This window comes from Nocardioides sp. SYSU D00065 (assembly GCF_017916425.1).
Classification (GTDB): Bacteria; Actinomycetota; Actinomycetes; order Propionibacteriales; family Nocardioidaceae; genus Nocardioides.
In genome coordinates, this window is record NZ_JAFMSX010000003.1 from 258,065 (window position 1) to 273,990 (window position 15,926).

General features: G+C 72.5%; 16 protein-coding genes and 1 tRNA gene. 7 read left to right on the plus strand and 10 right to left on the minus strand.

The features are described 5' to 3' along the window. The first annotated feature begins 37 nt into the window (after positions 1–37). Together J3P41_RS14705 and J3P41_RS14710 are read left to right on the plus strand one after the other, a co-directional pair. Positions 38–265, plus strand: a complete 228-nt coding sequence (locus J3P41_RS14705) for a biotin/lipoyl-binding carrier protein (RefSeq protein ID WP_207083409.1) — start codon at positions 38–40, stop codon at positions 263–265. A 43-nt stretch (positions 266–308) separates the two neighbouring features. After that, positions 309–1,313, plus strand: coding sequence for an aldo/keto reductase family protein (locus J3P41_RS14710; protein ID WP_210651108.1), 1,005 nt, complete (start codon positions 309–311; stop codon positions 1,311–1,313). Between the two features lie 208 nt (positions 1,314–1,521). On the opposite strand, the gene J3P41_RS14715 is transcribed toward J3P41_RS14710, so the two are convergent. Then, positions 1,522–2,808: an MFS transporter gene (locus J3P41_RS14715; RefSeq protein WP_210651109.1), complete on the minus strand. Its 1,287-nt coding sequence runs from the start codon at positions 2,806–2,808 to the stop codon at positions 1,522–1,524. Between the two features lie 71 nt (positions 2,809–2,879). Between J3P41_RS14715 and J3P41_RS14720 the strand changes: the two genes are divergently transcribed. Further along, positions 2,880–3,275 (plus strand): helix-turn-helix transcriptional regulator, encoded by a 396-nt coding sequence (locus J3P41_RS14720; RefSeq protein ID WP_210651110.1) that lies wholly within the window; start codon positions 2,880–2,882, stop codon positions 3,273–3,275. Next, complete coding sequence (locus tag J3P41_RS14725; RefSeq protein WP_210651111.1) at positions 3,272–3,970, plus strand: cation diffusion facilitator family transporter; 699 nt, start codon at positions 3,272–3,274, stop codon at positions 3,968–3,970. The genes J3P41_RS14720 and J3P41_RS14725 overlap by 4 nt, the downstream gene beginning before the upstream one ends. Positions 3,971–3,973: 3 nt before the next feature. On the opposite strand, the gene J3P41_RS14730 is transcribed toward J3P41_RS14725, so the two are convergent. Beyond that, a complete protein-coding gene (locus J3P41_RS14730; RefSeq protein ID WP_210651112.1) occupies positions 3,974–4,585 on the minus strand; it encodes a vitamin K epoxide reductase family protein in 612 nt (203 codons plus the stop codon). Between the two features lie 139 nt (positions 4,586–4,724). Between J3P41_RS14730 and chrA the strand changes: the two genes are divergently transcribed. Further along, the gene (chrA, locus tag J3P41_RS14735; RefSeq protein ID WP_210651113.1) at positions 4,725–6,089 is read left to right on the plus strand and encodes a chromate efflux transporter; all 1,365 of its coding nucleotides are present in this window, start codon (positions 4,725–4,727) and stop codon (positions 6,087–6,089) included. 4 nt (positions 6,090–6,093) lie between these two features. Here chrA and J3P41_RS14740 read toward each other — a convergent pair whose 3' ends face one another. The 7 genes from J3P41_RS14740 to J3P41_RS14770 form a co-directional block, all read right to left on the minus strand. Beyond that, complete coding sequence (locus J3P41_RS14740) at positions 6,094–6,864, minus strand: HAD-IIA family hydrolase (protein ID WP_210651269.1); 771 nt, start codon at positions 6,862–6,864, stop codon at positions 6,094–6,096. 79 nt (positions 6,865–6,943) lie between these two features. Beyond that, positions 6,944–9,451, minus strand: a complete 2,508-nt coding sequence (locus J3P41_RS14745) for an MMPL family transporter (RefSeq protein WP_210651114.1) — start codon at positions 9,449–9,451, stop codon at positions 6,944–6,946. Positions 9,452–9,483: 32 nt separating this feature from the next. Continuing rightward, on the minus strand, positions 9,484–10,140 hold the full coding sequence (locus tag J3P41_RS18995) for a TetR/AcrR family transcriptional regulator (protein WP_210651115.1): 657 nt from the start codon (positions 10,138–10,140) through the stop codon (positions 9,484–9,486). A 341-nt stretch (positions 10,141–10,481) separates the two neighbouring features. Beyond that, positions 10,482–10,571 (minus strand) — tRNA-Ser (locus J3P41_RS14755). Between the two features lie 44 nt (positions 10,572–10,615). After that, on the minus strand, positions 10,616–11,080 hold the full coding sequence (locus tag J3P41_RS14760) for a GNAT family N-acetyltransferase (RefSeq protein ID WP_210651116.1): 465 nt from the start codon (positions 11,078–11,080) through the stop codon (positions 10,616–10,618). Beyond that, positions 11,077–11,559, minus strand: coding sequence for a tRNA adenosine(34) deaminase TadA (tadA, locus tag J3P41_RS14765; RefSeq protein WP_246862233.1), 483 nt, complete (start codon positions 11,557–11,559; stop codon positions 11,077–11,079). Before tadA ends, J3P41_RS14760 begins: the two co-directional genes overlap by 4 nt. Beyond that, the gene (locus J3P41_RS14770) at positions 11,556–12,041 is read right to left on the minus strand and encodes a tRNA adenosine deaminase-associated protein (protein ID WP_210651117.1); all 486 of its coding nucleotides are present in this window, start codon (positions 12,039–12,041) and stop codon (positions 11,556–11,558) included. The genes tadA and J3P41_RS14770 overlap by 4 nt, the downstream gene beginning before the upstream one ends. 134 nt (positions 12,042–12,175) lie before the next feature. Here J3P41_RS14770 and upp point away from each other — a divergent pair, with 134 nt between their 5' ends. Next, positions 12,176–12,817, plus strand: a complete 642-nt coding sequence (gene upp / locus J3P41_RS14775) for a uracil phosphoribosyltransferase (RefSeq protein ID WP_210651118.1) — start codon at positions 12,176–12,178, stop codon at positions 12,815–12,817. 389 nt (positions 12,818–13,206) lie between these two features. On the opposite strand, the gene J3P41_RS14780 is transcribed toward upp, so the two are convergent. Further along, positions 13,207–14,220 (minus strand): LacI family DNA-binding transcriptional regulator, encoded by a 1,014-nt coding sequence (locus J3P41_RS14780; RefSeq protein WP_307862014.1) that lies wholly within the window; start codon positions 14,218–14,220, stop codon positions 13,207–13,209. A 172-nt stretch (positions 14,221–14,392) separates the two neighbouring features. On the opposite strand from J3P41_RS14780, the gene J3P41_RS14785 reads away from it, so the two are divergent. Next, positions 14,393–15,910: a sugar ABC transporter ATP-binding protein gene (locus J3P41_RS14785; protein WP_210651120.1), complete on the plus strand. Its 1,518-nt coding sequence runs from the start codon at positions 14,393–14,395 to the stop codon at positions 15,908–15,910. Positions 15,911–15,926 lie beyond the last annotated feature (16 nt).

Genomic DNA, 15,926 nt, shown 5'->3' on the forward strand with positions numbered 1-15,926 from the left:
CGAGGGCTACGCCGCGGTAACCGCTAGCGTCGGGGGCATGGCCCGCACCACGTCGCTCGAGATCGTCTCCGAGCTGGTCGCCAACGTCTTGACCATCGAGGTCGCCGAGGGTGACCGCGTCGAGGCCGGCGACACCGTCGTGCTGCTGGAGTCGATGAAGATGGAGATCCCGATGCTCGCCGAGCGCGCCGGCACCGTCACCGCGATCAAGGTGACCGTCGGCGACGTCGTCCAGGACGGCGACGTCCTCGTCGTCCTCGACTGAGGCCAGGCCTCGAGGGCGACCGGCCCCTCGCTAGGTTGGCGGCATGGAGTTTCGATACCTCGGCAACAGCGGACTCAAGATCTCTGAGATCACCTACGGCAACTGGCTGACCCACGGCTCGCAGGTCGAGAACGACGTCGCGACGCAGTGCGTGCGCGCCGCGCTCGATGAGGGGATCTCCACCTTCGACACCGCCGACGTCTACGCCAACACCGCGGCGGAGACCGTCCTCGGCGAGGCCCTCAAGGGCGAGCGGCGAGAGTCGCTGGAGATCTTCACCAAGGTCTACTGGCCCACCGGACCGGGCGGCAAGAACGACACCGGCCTGTCCCGCAAGCACATCATGGAGTCGATCAACGGATCGCTGCGGCGGCTGCAGACCGACTACGTGGACCTCTACCAGGCCCATCGCTACGACGTGGAGACCCCGCTCGAGGAGACGATGCAGGCCTTCGCCGACATCGTCCGGCAGGGCAAGGCGCTCTACATCGGCGTGAGCGAGTGGACCGCCGACCAGATCCGCGCCGGCGTGGAGCTCTCCAAGGAGCTGGGTTTCCAGCTGATCTCGAGCCAGCCGCAGTACTCGATGCTGTGGCGCGTGATCGAGGACGAGGTGGTGCCCACCTCGCGCGAGCTCGGCGTCTCGCAGATCGTGTGGAGCCCCATCGCGCAGGGCGTGCTGACCGGCAAGTACAAGCCCGGCCAGGCGCCGCCGGAGGGCTCGCGCGCCACCGACACCAAGGGCGGGTCCAACATGATCGCTCGCTGGATGAAGGACGACGTCCTCACCGCGGTGCAGGACCTGAAGCCGATCGCCGACGACTGCGGCCTCACCATGGCCCAGCTCGCGGTGGCCTGGGTGCTGCAGAACGACAACGTGGCCGCCGCTCTCGTCGGCGCCTCGCGCCCCGAGCAGGTCGCCGACAACGTCAAGGCCGCCGGGGTGAAGCTCGACGCCGACGTGATGAAGCGCATCGACGACGCGGTCGGCTCGGTCGTGATCCGCGACCCCAAGCTCACCCAGGTGCCTGAGGGCCGCGTCGCCTGACCGGTCCGGGGGCGCCGGTGGGCTGGCGGAGCCGGCGGGCTGGCGGGGCTGGCGGCCCACGTTCATCACGGTATGTCGGTGGATGGGCACTTCCCGTGCCGAGTTGGCCCGGGGAAGTGCCTGTTCAGCGACATCCCTTGATGAATGGGGGGCAGTTGGTGCGCGGCCCCCGGTGCGCCCGGGCGCGGACCCGCCCGCCCGCGCCCCGCTACCCGGCCGGCGACGACCCAGCCGCGGGTCGCGTGATGCGGTAGCGCACGAACGCCGGCACGGCCAGCGCGGCGAGGACCGTCGCGACCACGACCAGTACGCCGCCGCCCGCGGCCGCGACCGCCGCGCCGGTGGTGGCCGCGGCCGCGCCGTGCGCCACGTCGGCGACGCGGGGGCCACCGGCGACCACGACGATGAAGATGCCCTGCAGCCTTCCCCGCACCTCGTCGGCGGCAGCCGACTGCAGCATCGACATGCGGAAGGCCGACGACGCCATGTCGGCGGCGCCGCCGACGGCGAGCATCACCACGGCGACGCCGAGCATGACGGCGGGCGCGTGCGGGGCGAGCATCGCCGCGACGCCGAACCCGGTCATCGCCAGTCCCCACACGACGACGGCCACAACCACCGCGAGTCCCTGCCGCTCCACGTGCGACACCCAGCCCGACAGCACGCCGCCGGCCACCGCCCCGGCCGGGATCGCCGCGAAGAGCAGCGCGAACGCCAGGCCGCCCTCGCTCGGGCCGCCGAAGTCGACGTGCGCCATCTCGGGGAACAGCGCTCGCGGCATCCCGAAGACCATCGCGATGAGGTCGACGACGAAGGACATCATCAGCACCGGCTGGGTCCGCAGGTAGCTGAAGCCGTCCACGACCGCCCGCAGCCCGGGAACCACGCTCGCGCCGATCACCGGCATCGGGGGCAGGCGTACGACGGCGCCGAGGGTCGCGAACAGGGTGAGGGTGTCGAGCAGGTACAGCCAGGAGTACCCGACCAGGGGGATCAGCGCTCCGCCGACGAGCGGCCCGGCGATACCGCCGGCCTGCATGACAGTCGTGTTGAGGGAGTTCGCCGCTGGCAGCAGGTCGTCGTCGAGCAGCCGGGGCAGCAGCGCCGACCGGGTGGGCTGGTTGACGGCGAAGAACGCCTGCTGCAGCGCGAACAGGCACAGCAGCAGCCACACGTCGTCACCGCCGAAGGCGGCCTGCAGCCAGAAGCTGGCGCTCGTGGCGATCAGCCCGGTCGTGGTGACGAGCAGCAGGGTGCGCCGGTCGAACGCATCCGCGAGCGCCCCGCCCCACAGTCCGAACACCACGAGCGGCACGAGGCCGAAGACCCCGGTCAGGCCGACGTACGCCGACGAGCCGGTCATCGCGTAGATCTGCGCCGGCACGGCGACGACGGTGAGCTGCGCGCCGATGACGGTGACGATGTTGGCCCGCCAGAGCCGGCGGAAGTGCGGGTTGGCGAGCGGGCGGGTGTCCGCCAGCAGTCGCCTCTCCACGTCCGCAGGCTAGGTCACGTGCTCCCCGACGGAGGCGCCGGTACGCCGCTGCGCGGTGCTAGCATCGGCGTATGACGATGACAGCGGAGATCGGCGTCGATCCGTCCGGAGCGGACCTGACCGCGGCCGCGTGCCTCTTCCACGGGTTCTCCGACCCCTCCCGCCTCTCGATCCTGCGCCACCTGGCTCTCGGCGAGCACCGGGTGGTCGACCTGACGGCGCACCTCGGGCTGGCGCAGAGCACCGTCTCCCAGCATTTGGCGTGCCTGCGCGACTGCGGTCTGGTCGCCTCCCGGCCCCAGGGCCGCGCCTCGATGTGGTCGCTGCAGCACGCCGACACCGTGCTGGAGCTGTTGGCGGCCGCCGAACGCCTGCTCGGCCTCACCGGGTACGCCGTCACGCTCTGCCCCATCTACGGCCCGGACGCGCTGCACGGCCCCGAGGCGCTCGACGGGGACGACCGATGACCGCCCACGTCCACGCGACGGTCACCACGACGGCCGAGTGGGCGCGGCTCGGCCGCCGGGCGCAGCTCCTGGCGGCCGCCTCCGTCGGCTACAACGTGGTCGAGGCCGTCATCGCCATCGCGGCCGGGCTGGTCGCCGGCTCCGTCGCCCTGCTCGGCTTCGGGCTCGACTCCGTCGTCGAGGTCTCCAGCGGGCTCGTCGTGCTGTGGCTGTTCCGGCACCCCGTGCCCGAGTCCCGCGAGCGAGCGGCGCAGCGGCTGATGGCGGTCTCGTTCCTCGCGCTGGCCGCCTACGTCTCGGTGGAGTCCGTCCGCGCCCTGCTGGGCGGGCACGAGCCGGACGCGTCCCCGGTCGGGATCGCGCTGGCGGCCGTGTCGCTGGTGGTCATGCCGTTCCTGTCGTGGGCACAGCGGCGTACGGGCCGGGCCCTCGGCTCGGGCGCGGTCGTGGCTGACTCGACGCAGACGCTGCTGTGCACCTATCTCTCCGCGGTCCTGCTGCTCGGGCTGGTGCTCAACGCGGCCCTCGGCTGGCACTGGGCCGACCCGGTCGCGGGCCTGGTGATCGCCGGAGTCGCGCTCAAGGAGGGACGCGACGCCTGGCGGGGGGAGAGTTGCTGCGCGCCGGCCGCGACGGGACACGGCGACCTCGTGGCGACCGGCTGCGGCTGCGGGTCGGGCTGCGCCTGCGGCTGAGCCTCAGAGCAGCGTGGACCAGTAGTCCCAGAACCGCTGCAGGATGAGGAGCAGCACGAGCAGGTACGCGCCGAACAGCAGCGGGGCGCGCCAGTCCTGCAGCACCGCCTCCGCCCTGCTGTCGGCGGCCGCCTCGCCGAGGACCCCGGCGGACAGGTTGCGGAGCGTGACGTACCAGAAGATCGGGAGGACCACCGCCCAGACGACCATGCAGTAGGGGCACAGCGCCCCGATGCGGTAGAGGCTCTGGAACACCAGCCACGCGATGAGGGCGAAGCCGGCGGTGACGCCCGCCTGCAGCCCGAGCCAGTACCACCGCGCCAGCCGGCCCCCGGCCAGGAGTGCCGCGCCGGTGGCGATGACGACCGGGAAGGCGGCCACGCCGATCACCGGGTTGGGGAAGCCCAGCAGCGCCGCCTGGGCGGACTCCATGACGTTGCCGCAGCTCAGCACCGGGTTGATGCTGCAGCTGGGGACGTACGAGCTGTCCTCGGCCAGCCGGATCCGCTCGATGAGCAGGACGGCGGAGGCGACGAGGCCGACGAGTCCTCCGACGACCAGGCCGATGGCGAGCGGGCGTTCCTGCGGCTCGTCGTCGACGGCGTGCTGGCTCATGGGTGGCGCGATCTCCTGGTGGGCGGTCGGTCGGGTCGGCCCCATCCTGTCACCGGGTCAAGGCCCCGGACGTCGTGGGAGCCCGCCGGCTCGACCGCTCGCCTTGACTCCCGCCGCCCCGGGACGGTTCGGTTCCTCCATGGCCGCACCCCCGCCGGCGACGCGCGACGTCGTCCCGCTGCGCCAGGCAGCACGCACCTGGTTCGCGATCTCCCTGCAGACCTTCGGCGGTCCGGCCGGACAGATCGCCGTCATGCAGCGCACGCTGGTGGAGGAGAAGCGCTGGATCGGCCAGCAGCGCTTCCTGTTCGCGCTGTCCTACTGCACCCTGCTCCCGGGACCGGAGGCGCAGCAGCTGGCGACGTACGTCGGCTGGTTGCTCAACGGCGTCCGCGGCGCGCTGGTCGCGGGGATCCTCTTCATCCTGCCCGGCGTCGTGGCGCTGCTCGTGCTGTCGGGCGTCTACGTCGCGTTCGGCGACACCACGGTCGTCGAGGCCCTCTTCCTGGGCCTGGCGCCCGCGGTGATCGCCATCGTGCTGCAGGCCGTCCTGCGCGTCGGGCGCAAGGGGCTCGGGCACCCGGCGCTGGTGGCGATGGCCGTGCTGTCGTTCGTCGCGTTGACCTTCTTCGGCGTGCCGTTCCCGGTGGTGGTGCTCGCTGCGGCCGCGCTCGGCTGGGGCATCGGGCGGCGGCTGCCCGGGCTCACCCGCCCGCCCGGGACGGTCGCCGCGGACGGCCCCGAGCCGCTCATCAGCGACGACGCGCTGCACACCGAGCGGCCGTCGGGACGGCACGCGGCCACGACGCTCGTCCTGGGGTTGGTGGTGTGGTCCGCGCCGGTCGTCCTCGCCGCCGCCCTCTTCGGCCGCTCCAGCATCTTCGTCGACCAGGGGCTCTTCTTCTCCGGTGCCGCCGTGGTCACCTTCGGCGGTGCCTACGCCGTCCTCGCCTACGTCGCGCAGCAGGCCGTCGAGGTCTACGGCTGGCTCGCGCCGGGTGAGATGGTGCGAGGGCTGGCGCTCGCCGAGACCACGCCCGGACCGCTGATCATGGTCGTCCAGTTCGTCGCCTTCGTCGGCGCCTACCGCGCGCCCGGCGAGCTGGACCCCTGGGTGGCGGCGGTCGTCGCGGCGCTGCTGACGACCTGGGTGACCTTCGTGCCGTGCTTCCTGTTCATCCTGCTCGGGGCGCCGTACGTCGAGCGCCTGCGGGGCAACCGCGACCTCGCCGCCGCGCTCGCAGGGATCACCGCCGCGGTCGTCGGCGTGATCGCGAGCCTGGCCGTGTTCTTCGCGCTGCACACGCTGTTCGACCAGACCGGACGCGTCACGGCCGGGCCGCTGGACTTGGAGTACCCCCACCTGGACTCCGTGCAGTGGGCGGCCGTGGCGATCACCGCGCTCGGCTGCGCGCTGGTGTTCTGGCGACGGTGGTCGGTGCTCCGCACGCTGGGCGCGTGCGCGCTGGCGGGGATCGTGCTGGGGCTTGCCGGCGCGGCCTGACCGCTCAGGCGTCCTCGGGCAGGCAGCGCTGCGCGACGTAGGGGACCACGTCGGCGATGGAGTCGACCACCTTGGTCGGCCGGTAGGGGAAGTCCTGCACCTGGTGCCGCTCGGTCGCCCCGGTGGCGACCAGGACGGTGCGCATGCCGGCCTCGAGGCCGCTAATGATGTCGGTGTCCATCCGGTCGCCGATCATCACCGTGGTCTCGGAGTGCGCCTCGAGCCGGTTGAGGGCGCTGCGCATCATGAGCGGGTTGGGCTTGCCGATGAAGTACGGCGAGCGCCCGGTCGCGGTGCTGATGAGGGCGGCGACCGAGCCGGTCGCCGGCAGCATCCCGGCCGCGCTGGGGCCGCTGGGGTCGGGGTTCGTCGCGATGAACCGGGCGCCGTTGTTGATCAGCCGGATCGCGCGGGTGATCGCCTCGAAGGAGTAGGTGCGGGTCTCGCCGAGGACGACGTAGTCGGGGTCCTGGTCGGTCATCACGTAGCCGATGTCGTGCACCGCCGCGGTGAGCCCGCTCTCGCCGACGACGTACGCCGACCCGCCCGGGCGCTGGTCGTCCAGGAACTGCGCGGTCGCGAGCGCGGAGGTCCAGATGGCGTCCTCCGGCACGTCGATCCCGCTGCTGCGCAGCAGCCGGACGCGCAGGTCGCGCGGGGTGAAGATCGAGTTGTTCGTCAGCACGAGGAACGGCACGCCCTGCTCGCGCAGCGCCGCGATGAACTCCTTCGCGCCGGGGATCGGGTCCTCCTCGCGCACCAGGACGCCGTCCATGTCGGTCAGCCAGGTGTGCACAGGTCGCGGTTCGCTCACGGGCACATCGTCCACCAGGCGTGCGGTGGGAGGCGAACCCTCACCGCCGCGCGTGCGTGCCCCCGTGGTCGGGCGAGGCCGCGCCCGGGTGGCTGCGCTCGAGCCTGGCGCCCTCCACGTCGACGTCCGGCAGGATCCGGTCGAGCCAGCGCGGCAGCCACCACGCCTTCTCGCCCAGCAGGTGCATCGCCGCAGGGATGATGAGCATCCGGACCACGAACGCGTCGAGCAGCACGCCGAACGCCAGGCCGAACCCGATGGGCTTGATGGTCGCGTCGTGGGAGAACACGAAGCCGGCGAACACCGAGATCATGATGATCGCCGCGGCGGTCACGACCGCCCGGCCGGCGTGCAGCCCGTGCTGCACCGCGACGCGCGCCGGGGCGCCGTGGGCGTACGACTCGCGCATCCCCGAGACGAGGAAGAGCTGGTAGTCCATGGCCAGGCCGAACAGGATGCCGGTGGCGATGATGGGCAGGAAGCTGAGCACCGGCCCGGGCTCGTGCACGCCGAACACGTCGGCGAGGAAGCCCAGCTGGAAGATCGCGGTGATGCCGCCGAACGCCGCGAGCAGCGACAGCACGAAGCCCAGGGTCGCGGTGAGCGGCACCAGGATCGAGCGGAACACGACGACCAGGATGAGCAGGGACAGACCTACCACCAGGACGAGGTAGAGCGGCAGCACGTCGGCGAGCTGCTCGGAGATGTCGATGTTGGCGCTGGCGTTGCCGGCCACGCCGAGCTCCGCCTCGCCGCCGGCTGCGGTCTGCGGGGTCAGCTCGCGCAGCTCGTGGACGAGCAGCTCGGTCGACTCGCTGGAGGGCCACCGCTCAGGCACGACCTGGAACGCGAGCGACGTACGGTCCTCGGACGCGCCGATCGGCACCACCGCGACGACGTCGCCGACGTCGTGGATCGCCTGGCCGATGGCTGCCTGCTCGGCGAGCACCTCGTCCTCGGCGACGGCGGCGGGCAGGTCGGCGACCACGAGCAGCGGTCCGTTGAAGCCGTCGCCGAACTTCTCCGCCTGCACCTGGTAGGCCCGGTAGCCCGACGAGTCGGGAGGCTGGGTGGAGCCGTCGGGCAGGCCCAGGCGCATCTGCGTCGCCGGTGCCGCGACCGCCAGCAGCGCGGCGATCCCCAGCGCCAGCACGGCCCAGGCCCGCGTGGTGCTCATCGGCCGGTCGCGCTCGGTGACGGCGTCGGCGCCGTCCCGCTCGCCGGCGGCGAGACGCTCGCGCTCGCGCCGGCGCAGGATCCGGTTCCCGACCAGGGAGAGAATCGCCGGGGTCAGCGTGATCGCCATCAGGATTGCCACCAGGACGGCCACGGCGCCGACGGTGCCCATGAGGCCCAGGAACCCGACACCCGTCACGTTGAGCGCCAGCAGCGCGACGATGACGGTCACGCCGGCGAAGACGACAGCGTTGCCGGACGTGCCGTTGGCCAGGCCGATGGACTCGTGGAGCGCGGCGCCCTGCTTGAGCTGGCGCCGGTGCCGATTGATGATGAAGAGCGAGTAGTCGATGCCGACGGCGAGCCCGAGCATGACGCCCAGCACCGGCGTGACCGAGACGAAGTCGACGATCCCGGAGAACGACAGCGACGCCAGGGAGGCGACCCCGACCCCGAGCAGGGCGGTCACCAGCGGCAGGGCGGCGCCGAGCAGGGTGCCGAGCATGACGGTGAGCACGATCGCGGCGATGACCACGCCCGCGATCTCGCCGGGGCCGAGGATGGACGGCACGGTCTGCGCGATGTCCTGCGAGGCGTGCAGCTCCACGCCGTCGACGCCCGCGTCGGAGACCAGGTCCTCGATCTCGGTCTTGGCCTCGGCGCTGACCTCGTTGATCGCCACGTCGAAGGTCACGTTGGCGATCGCCGCGCTGCCGTCCTCGGACACGGTGCGGTAGGGGGCGGACAGGCGGGACACGGTGGCGCCCAGCTCGAGGGGGGCGGACCGCTTCTCCACCGCGGCACGCTGCCGGTCGAGCTCGGCCTGCCCGGCGTCGAGCCGCTGCTCGGCGGCTTCGAGCTGCGGACGGAGCTGGGCCAGCGTGCCGGCCGCCCGCGCCTGGGCGCGCTGCTGGGCGAGCGCCTCCCGGCCCGCGTCGATCTGCGCCTGTCCCGCGTCGAGCTGCGCGAGGCCCTCCTCGAGGCGACGCCGGCCGTCGGCGACCTGCTGCTCGGACTCGTCGAGCCGGTCCTGCGTGGCGAACGGGTCGGCCACCTCGGCGACGTCGTCCACCGCGGCGACGCGGTCGAACAGCTTTGCGAGCTCGCGCTTCTGGGCGTCGGTGAAAGGCGAGCCGTCCGTGGTCTCGACGACGATCGCGCCGTTGCCGCCGCCGGTGCCCTCGAAGTCGCGCTCGAGCTGCTGGGACACGCGGGTGGTGGGGGTGTCGGGCAGCGTGATGTTCGAGGACAGCGCGCCGGCGAACGACACGTACGTCACCGCGGTGACCGCCAGCAGCGCCAGCCAGGAGCCGATGACGGTCCAGTGGCGGCGGGCCGCGAAGCGACCGATGCGGTAGAGGAGCTCAGCCATGACGGGGCGGGCCTTTCAGGTGGGGGGAGGGGTCAGCCGGCGTGGCCGGAGCGGAGCAGGTGCAGCAGGCGGTCGAGGAGTCGGTCCCAGTCGGCGCGCGCGGCAGGGGGTACGTCGGCGCGGAGGTCCGGGTGCGCCTCGAGCCAGTGCCCCGCCAGGGCGGCGAGCCCGCTGGTGAGGAAGGCCAGCTCGAGCTCGAGGTCGAGGGGGTCGAGGTCGGGGAGCCGGCCCAGCAGCCGCTCGCGCAGCCGGCCGACGACGTGCTCGAACGCCGTACGAGCGATGCCGTCGGCCCGCTCGTCGCCCGGAGCCGGCCCGCCGAGGGCCTGGTGGATGGTGACGATGGCGGTGGGCAGGTCGACCCCGCGGGTCGCCTCGCACAGCGCGTCCAGCGCGGCGCGACCGCCCGCCGCGCCGGGTGGGAGGTCGACGAGGCCGCGGTCGACGGCCGCGAGGAGGTCCAGCGTCGCCTCGGCGAGGATCTGCTCGCACACCGCCACCAGGAGCTGGTCGAGGCCGGCGAAGTGGTTGAACACGGTGCGCCGCGAGACTCCCGCCAGCGCCGCCACCTGGTCGACGGTGAAGCCGTCGGCGCCGCGCTCGGAGGCGAGCGTCCGCGCGGCATCGACGATGGCTCGGTGCCGCTGGTCGCGGGCCCCCCTGCCGTCGTCGGCGCGCGCTGTGCTCACCCGACAAGTGTTGCACTCAGTGCAAATCTGGCCGCCCCGGACGTCATACGGAGGGGCGACCGCCTGACCCGACCGTATGACGTCCGAGGGGGGACCCCGGACGCCGGTCGTGCCCTCGATCGGGTGAGGCGGTCGGATGGCGGCACGGCGCGGGGGTACCGGCCAGGCGTCCCGACGACCTCGAAGGAGCCCGCATGTTCCTGTTCTTCAGCAACCGGCTCGGCTGCGCCACCTCGCTGCTGATCTCGGTCGCGATCACCGCGCTGCTGCTGGTGCTCTTCGTCCTCTAGCCCCAGACGCAGATCGGGCCGGTCCGCGAGGGACCGGCCCGATCAGTTGGCTGGCGGTGGCGGTGGGATTTGAACCCACGGTGGGTTTGACCCCACACATCATTTCGAGTGATGCACCTTCGGCCGCTCGGACACGCCACCGCGCGGAACGATACCGGAGGCTGAGCGGGAGCCGGAAACCGGCGTCAGGCGGTGGGCCCGACGTAGCAGAGCATCCGGTAGTCGACGCCCTCCTCGATGGTGACGAAGCCGTGCCGCTCGTAGAACCGACGCGTGTCCTCGTCCACCTCGTCGACGTTGATGTGCATCTCGGGGGAGCCGAGCTCGCGGACCAGGCGGCGGGACAGCTCGAGCAGCTGGGTGCCGATGCCGCGGTCGCGGCGCTCGGGCACGACGTAGAGCTCCTCGAGCTGGGAGACCGGGCCGTCGAACCAGATGGCCGGCCGCAGGCTCACGAGGGCGAACCCCACCGGCTCGGCGGCGTCCTCGGCGAGCACCGCCACGATCTCGTCGAGGCGCAGCAGCCGGTCGAACCGGGCGGTGAGCACGTCGGCGTCGTCGGTCTCGGTGTCGAACTCGGTGTTGAAGTCCCACAGCAGCCGGGCGAGCACGGGTGCGTCGTCGACGCGTGCTCGGCGTACGGCGGTCACGGCAGGCGCTCGCGCTCGAGGCGGTGGGCGGCGAAGAAGTCGTCGAGCAGCGCGGTGGACTCGGCGGCGAGCACTCCGGCGACCACCTCGGGCCGGTGGTTGAGGCGGCGGTCGCGCACCACGTCCCACAGCGAGCCGACCGCGCCCAGCTTGTCGTCGTAGGCGCCGAACACGAGGCGGTCGACGCGGGCCAGCACGAGCGCGCCGGCGCACATCGTGCAGGGCTCGAGGGTCACGACCAGCGTGCAACCGGACAGTCGCCACTCGCCGCGCGTGGCCGCCGCGGCGCGGAGGGCGACGACCTCGGCGTGACCGGTGGGGTCCCCGTGCGACTCGCGGGTGTTGCGGCCGGTGCCGATGACCGTCCCGCCGGCGTCGACGACGACGGCACCGACCGGTACGTCGTCGCCCTCCAGCGCGACGCGCGCCTGGTCCAGGGCCAGCCGCATCGGCTCGTCCCAGGGTCCGCGACGGCTCATGCGGAGGTGAGCCCGACGGCGTCGTCGAAGAGCTCGCCGAAGCCCAGGCGGCGCGCGACCTCGGACAGCATCTCGTCGGGATAGAGCTCGACGTCGTCGAGCAGGGCAGCCATCTCGATGGCGTTCAGGCCCAGGTCGCCGAGGAGGCCAAGGTCACCGGCCGGCTCCTCGACGTCGTCGTCCTCCGGCGGCGGCAGGTGCAGGAAGTCGATGGCCGACTTGGCCAGCTCCCACTCGTCGGCCGCGGTGACGTCGGAGAGCAGCACCCGGGTGGTCGACCCCGCGACCCGCACCAGGACGAAGAAGTCCTCGTCGACCGCCACCATCCCGACCGCGCCCGACTCGCCGGAGACCTGCCGCAACGCGTGGGCGAGCGACTCGACGGACTCGAAGGCGGGCGAGGCGATGTCCTGCAGCTCCCAGACCCCGTCCTCGACGAACGCGGCGAGCGCGAAGTCGACCTCACCGGCCTGCTCGGACATGGACCCTCCCCACGAGCGCTGCGGACCCGTCCAATGTCCCAGAAACACCCGGGTGCGCCAACCCTCTTTCGACCCCGACGGCCACGCAGGCGGCCACGGGGTCGGGCTCGCGGTCGGCCATTAGGGTGACCCCCATGCGCCTGCACGTGGTGAACCACCCGCTCGTCTCGCACAAGCTGACCGTCCTGCGTGACCGGGACACCGACTCCCCGACCTTCCGCCGGCTGACCGACGAGCTCGTGACGCTGCTGGCCTACGAGGCCACCCGCGAGGTCCGCGTGGACCCGCTGGACATCACCACGCCCGTCGGACCCACCACGGGCGTCTACCTCGCCCAGCCCAAGCCGATGGTGGTGCCCATCCTGCGCGCCGGCCTCGGCATGCTCGACGGCATGATGCGGCTGCTGCCCACGGCGGAGGTCGGCTTCCTCGGCATGCTGCGCAACGAGGAGACGCTCGAGGCGTCGACGTACGCCGAGCGGCTGCCCGAGGACCTGTCCGGGCGCCAGTGCTACGTCCTGGACCCGATGCTCGCGACCGGTGGGACGCTGGCCGCCGCGATCCGCTTCCTCACCGACCGCGGCGCCGACGACATCACGGCGATCTGCCTGCTCGTCGCGCCCGAGGGTGTCGACAACCTCGAGGCCGGGCTCCGGGGCCTCGACGTCCCCGTCACCGTGGTGACCGCGGCACTCGACGAGCGGTTGAACGAGAAGGGCTACATCGTCCCGGGCCTCGGCGACGCCGGCGACCGGCTGTACGGCGTCGCGCACTGACCCTCGCTTGCCGCGCCTGGGCGGCCGGGCGGGGCGGTGCGTGAGCGACATTCGCAGCGCTCGGGATGTGGCTGGGGCACCGCTGGGGCGCGGGTTGCGCCGGGGTGGCCGGGGGCGGTGCGTGAGCGACATTCGCAACGTCCGGGATGTGGCTGGGGCACCGCTGGGGCGCGGGTTGCGGCCGGGGTGGCCGGGGAGCGGTGCGTGAGCGACATTCGCAGCGCTCGGGATGTGGCTGGGGCACCGCTGGAGGCCGGTTCAAGCGAGGCGGCCGGGCAGCGGTGCGTGAGCCACATCGCGAAGGCCTTCGATGTGGCTGGGACACCGCCAGGGGGAGGGCCTGCGCAACGTCCGCAATGTGGCTGAGCCACCGCCCAGCAGGAGCGCCCTCAGCCCAGGGTGGAGCGGCGAGCGATGAGCTCGGGGGTGAAGGTCACCTGCTGGTGGACGTGGTCGGGGTCCTCGGCCTCGTCGAGGACGAGCTCGGCGGCGCGACGTCCGAGCTCCTGGCGCGGCTGCCGCACCGACGTCAGGGGTACGGCGGCGGCGCTGGCGTACTCGATGTCGTCGTAGCCCACGATGGCCAGGTCGCCCGGCACGCTGGCCCCGGACGTGCTGAGCTGCTGGAGCAGCCCCAGCGCGAGGAGGTCGTTGGCGCAGAAGGCCGCGGTCGGACGACGGCGCTTGCTGATGCCCATCACCCGCTCGCCGGCCGAGCGGCCCTCGACGACGGTGAGGCTCGCGGTGGGGACGATGGTCAGCTGGTCCTCGGGCAGGCCGGCGTCGGACCAGGCCCGGCGGGCGCCCTCGAGCCGGTCGCGCACCTGGCCGATGCTGTCCGGCCCTCCGATGAAGGCGACCCGCGTGTGACCGGTGTCGATGAGGTGCTCGACCGCGAGCCGGCCACCGAGCACGTCGTCGACGGCGACCGAGCAGAACTCGTCGTCGGAACGGGTGCGGTCGACGATCACGACAGGGGTGCCGTTGCGGCGCACCTCGGCCAGCGCGGCGGCGTCCGGGTCGACGGGCGTCACCAGGATCCCCTGCACCCGCTGCTCGACGAGGTGGGCGAGGTAGTCGCGCTCGCGCGCCGCGCGGTTGTCGGAGTGGCACATGAACAGCGACAGCCCGGCGCCCTCGGCGGCCCGCTCCGCCCCTTCGGCGACGTCGGTGAAGAACGGGTTGCGCGCGTCGAGCAGGACGTAGGCGAGGGTCCGACTGCGTCCGGCGCGCAGCTGTCGGGCAGACTCGTTGCGCACGAAGCCGAGGTCACGCATCGCCTGCTCCACCCGGGCACGTGTGTCCGGCGAGACCCGCTCGGGGCGGTTGAGCACGTTGCTGACCGTTCCCAGCGACACGCCGGCGCGTGCCGCGACGTCCTTGACCGACGAGGCCTTGGCCACCGTCTCCCCCTTGCGTCGCGTGCGTTGAAACGATCTGAAGCGGAGCGTACGGCATGTGCCGCCTCGGCGGGCCGGTCGAGGAACGACTTGGGAGACACGCATGCGAACCCCTTGACAGATGTGACGACCCTCACCTACGGTCCCGTTGAAACCTTTCAACCCAAGGAGTTCCATGTCCCCGAGCGACACCGCTGCACCGGTGCTCGAGCTGCGCGACGTCTCCAAGTCGTTCGGCCCCGTCGTCGCCCTGCGCTCGGGCAGCCTGCGCGTCGACGCCGGCTCGATCCACGCCCTCATCGGCGAGAACGGCGCCGGCAAGTCCACGCTGGTGAAGGTCGTCGCCGGCGTGCACCGCCGCGACGCCGGCACCTTCGAGCTGGGCGGCGAGCCCGTCGACTTCACCTCCACCGCCGAGTCCAAGCAGGCCGGTGTCGCGGTGATCTACCAAGAGCCCACGCTCTTCCCGGACCTCTCGGTCACCGAGAACATCTTCATGGGCCGCCAGCACCGGGCGCGCGGACGACGCATCGACCGGCCGGCGATGTACGCCGAGGCCGAGCGCCTCTTCTCGCGCCTCGGGGTGCGGATCGACCCGCGGCGCCCCGCCGAGGGACTGTCCATCGCCGACCAGCAGATCATCGAGATCGCCAAGGCCATCTCGCTCGACGCACGGCTCCTCGTCATGGACGAGCCCACCGCAGCGCTGAGCGGGGTGGAGGTGGAGCGCCTGTTCGCCGTCGCCCGCAGCCTGCGCGACGAGGGCCGCGCCCTGGTCTTCATCTCCCACCGCTTCGACGAGGTGTTCGCGCTCTGCGACACCGTCACGGTGATGCGCGACGGCTCCTACGTGGACACCCGCCGCATCGACGGGACGACGCCGTCCGAGCTGGTCTCGCTCATGGTGGGTCGCGACGTCGACGAGCTCTTCCCCAAGGTCGCCGCGGAGATCGGCGAGCCGGTCCTGCAGGTGCGGGGGCTGAGCCGCGCCGGGGTCTTCCACGACATCGACCTCGAGGTCCGCGCCGGGGAGATCGTCGGCCTGGCCGGGCTCGTGGGCGCCGGACGCAGCGAGGTCGCCCGCGCCGTGTTCGGCGTCGACGCCTACGACTCGGGCACCGTGACGATGTCCGGCAAGCCCGTCAAGGCGCGCGACCCCCGCTCGGCCATCCGCGCCGGCATGGCGTTCATCCCCGAGGACCGGCGCAAGCAGGGCCTGGTCATCGACTCCTCGGTCAGCCGCAACGTCGCCGGCGTCATCCGCCGGAGCATCGCCAAGGCCGGCCTGCTGACCGGCGCCATGGAGACCAAGGCCGCCGGGCCGTGGGCCGGACGCCTCGAGGTCAAGACCAGCGCGCTGGACATGAACGCCGCCACCATGAGCGGCGGCAACCAGCAGAAGGTCGTGATCGCCAAGTGGCTGGCCACCAACCCCAGCCTGCTGATCATCGACGAGCCGACCCGCGGCATCGACGTCGGCACCAAGGCCGAGGTCCACCGCCTGCTGTCCGAGCTCGCCGGCCAGGGGCTGGCGATCTTGATGATCTCCTCCGAGCTGCCCGAGGTCCTCGGCATGGCCGACCGCGTCCTCGTCCTCTGCGAGGGCCGGATCACCGCCGAGCTCGACCGTGCCGAGGCCACTCCCGAGGCGGTCATGCACGCCGCCACCCACCACCTGGAGGAGGCCCGATGACCACCCCACGGCGTTC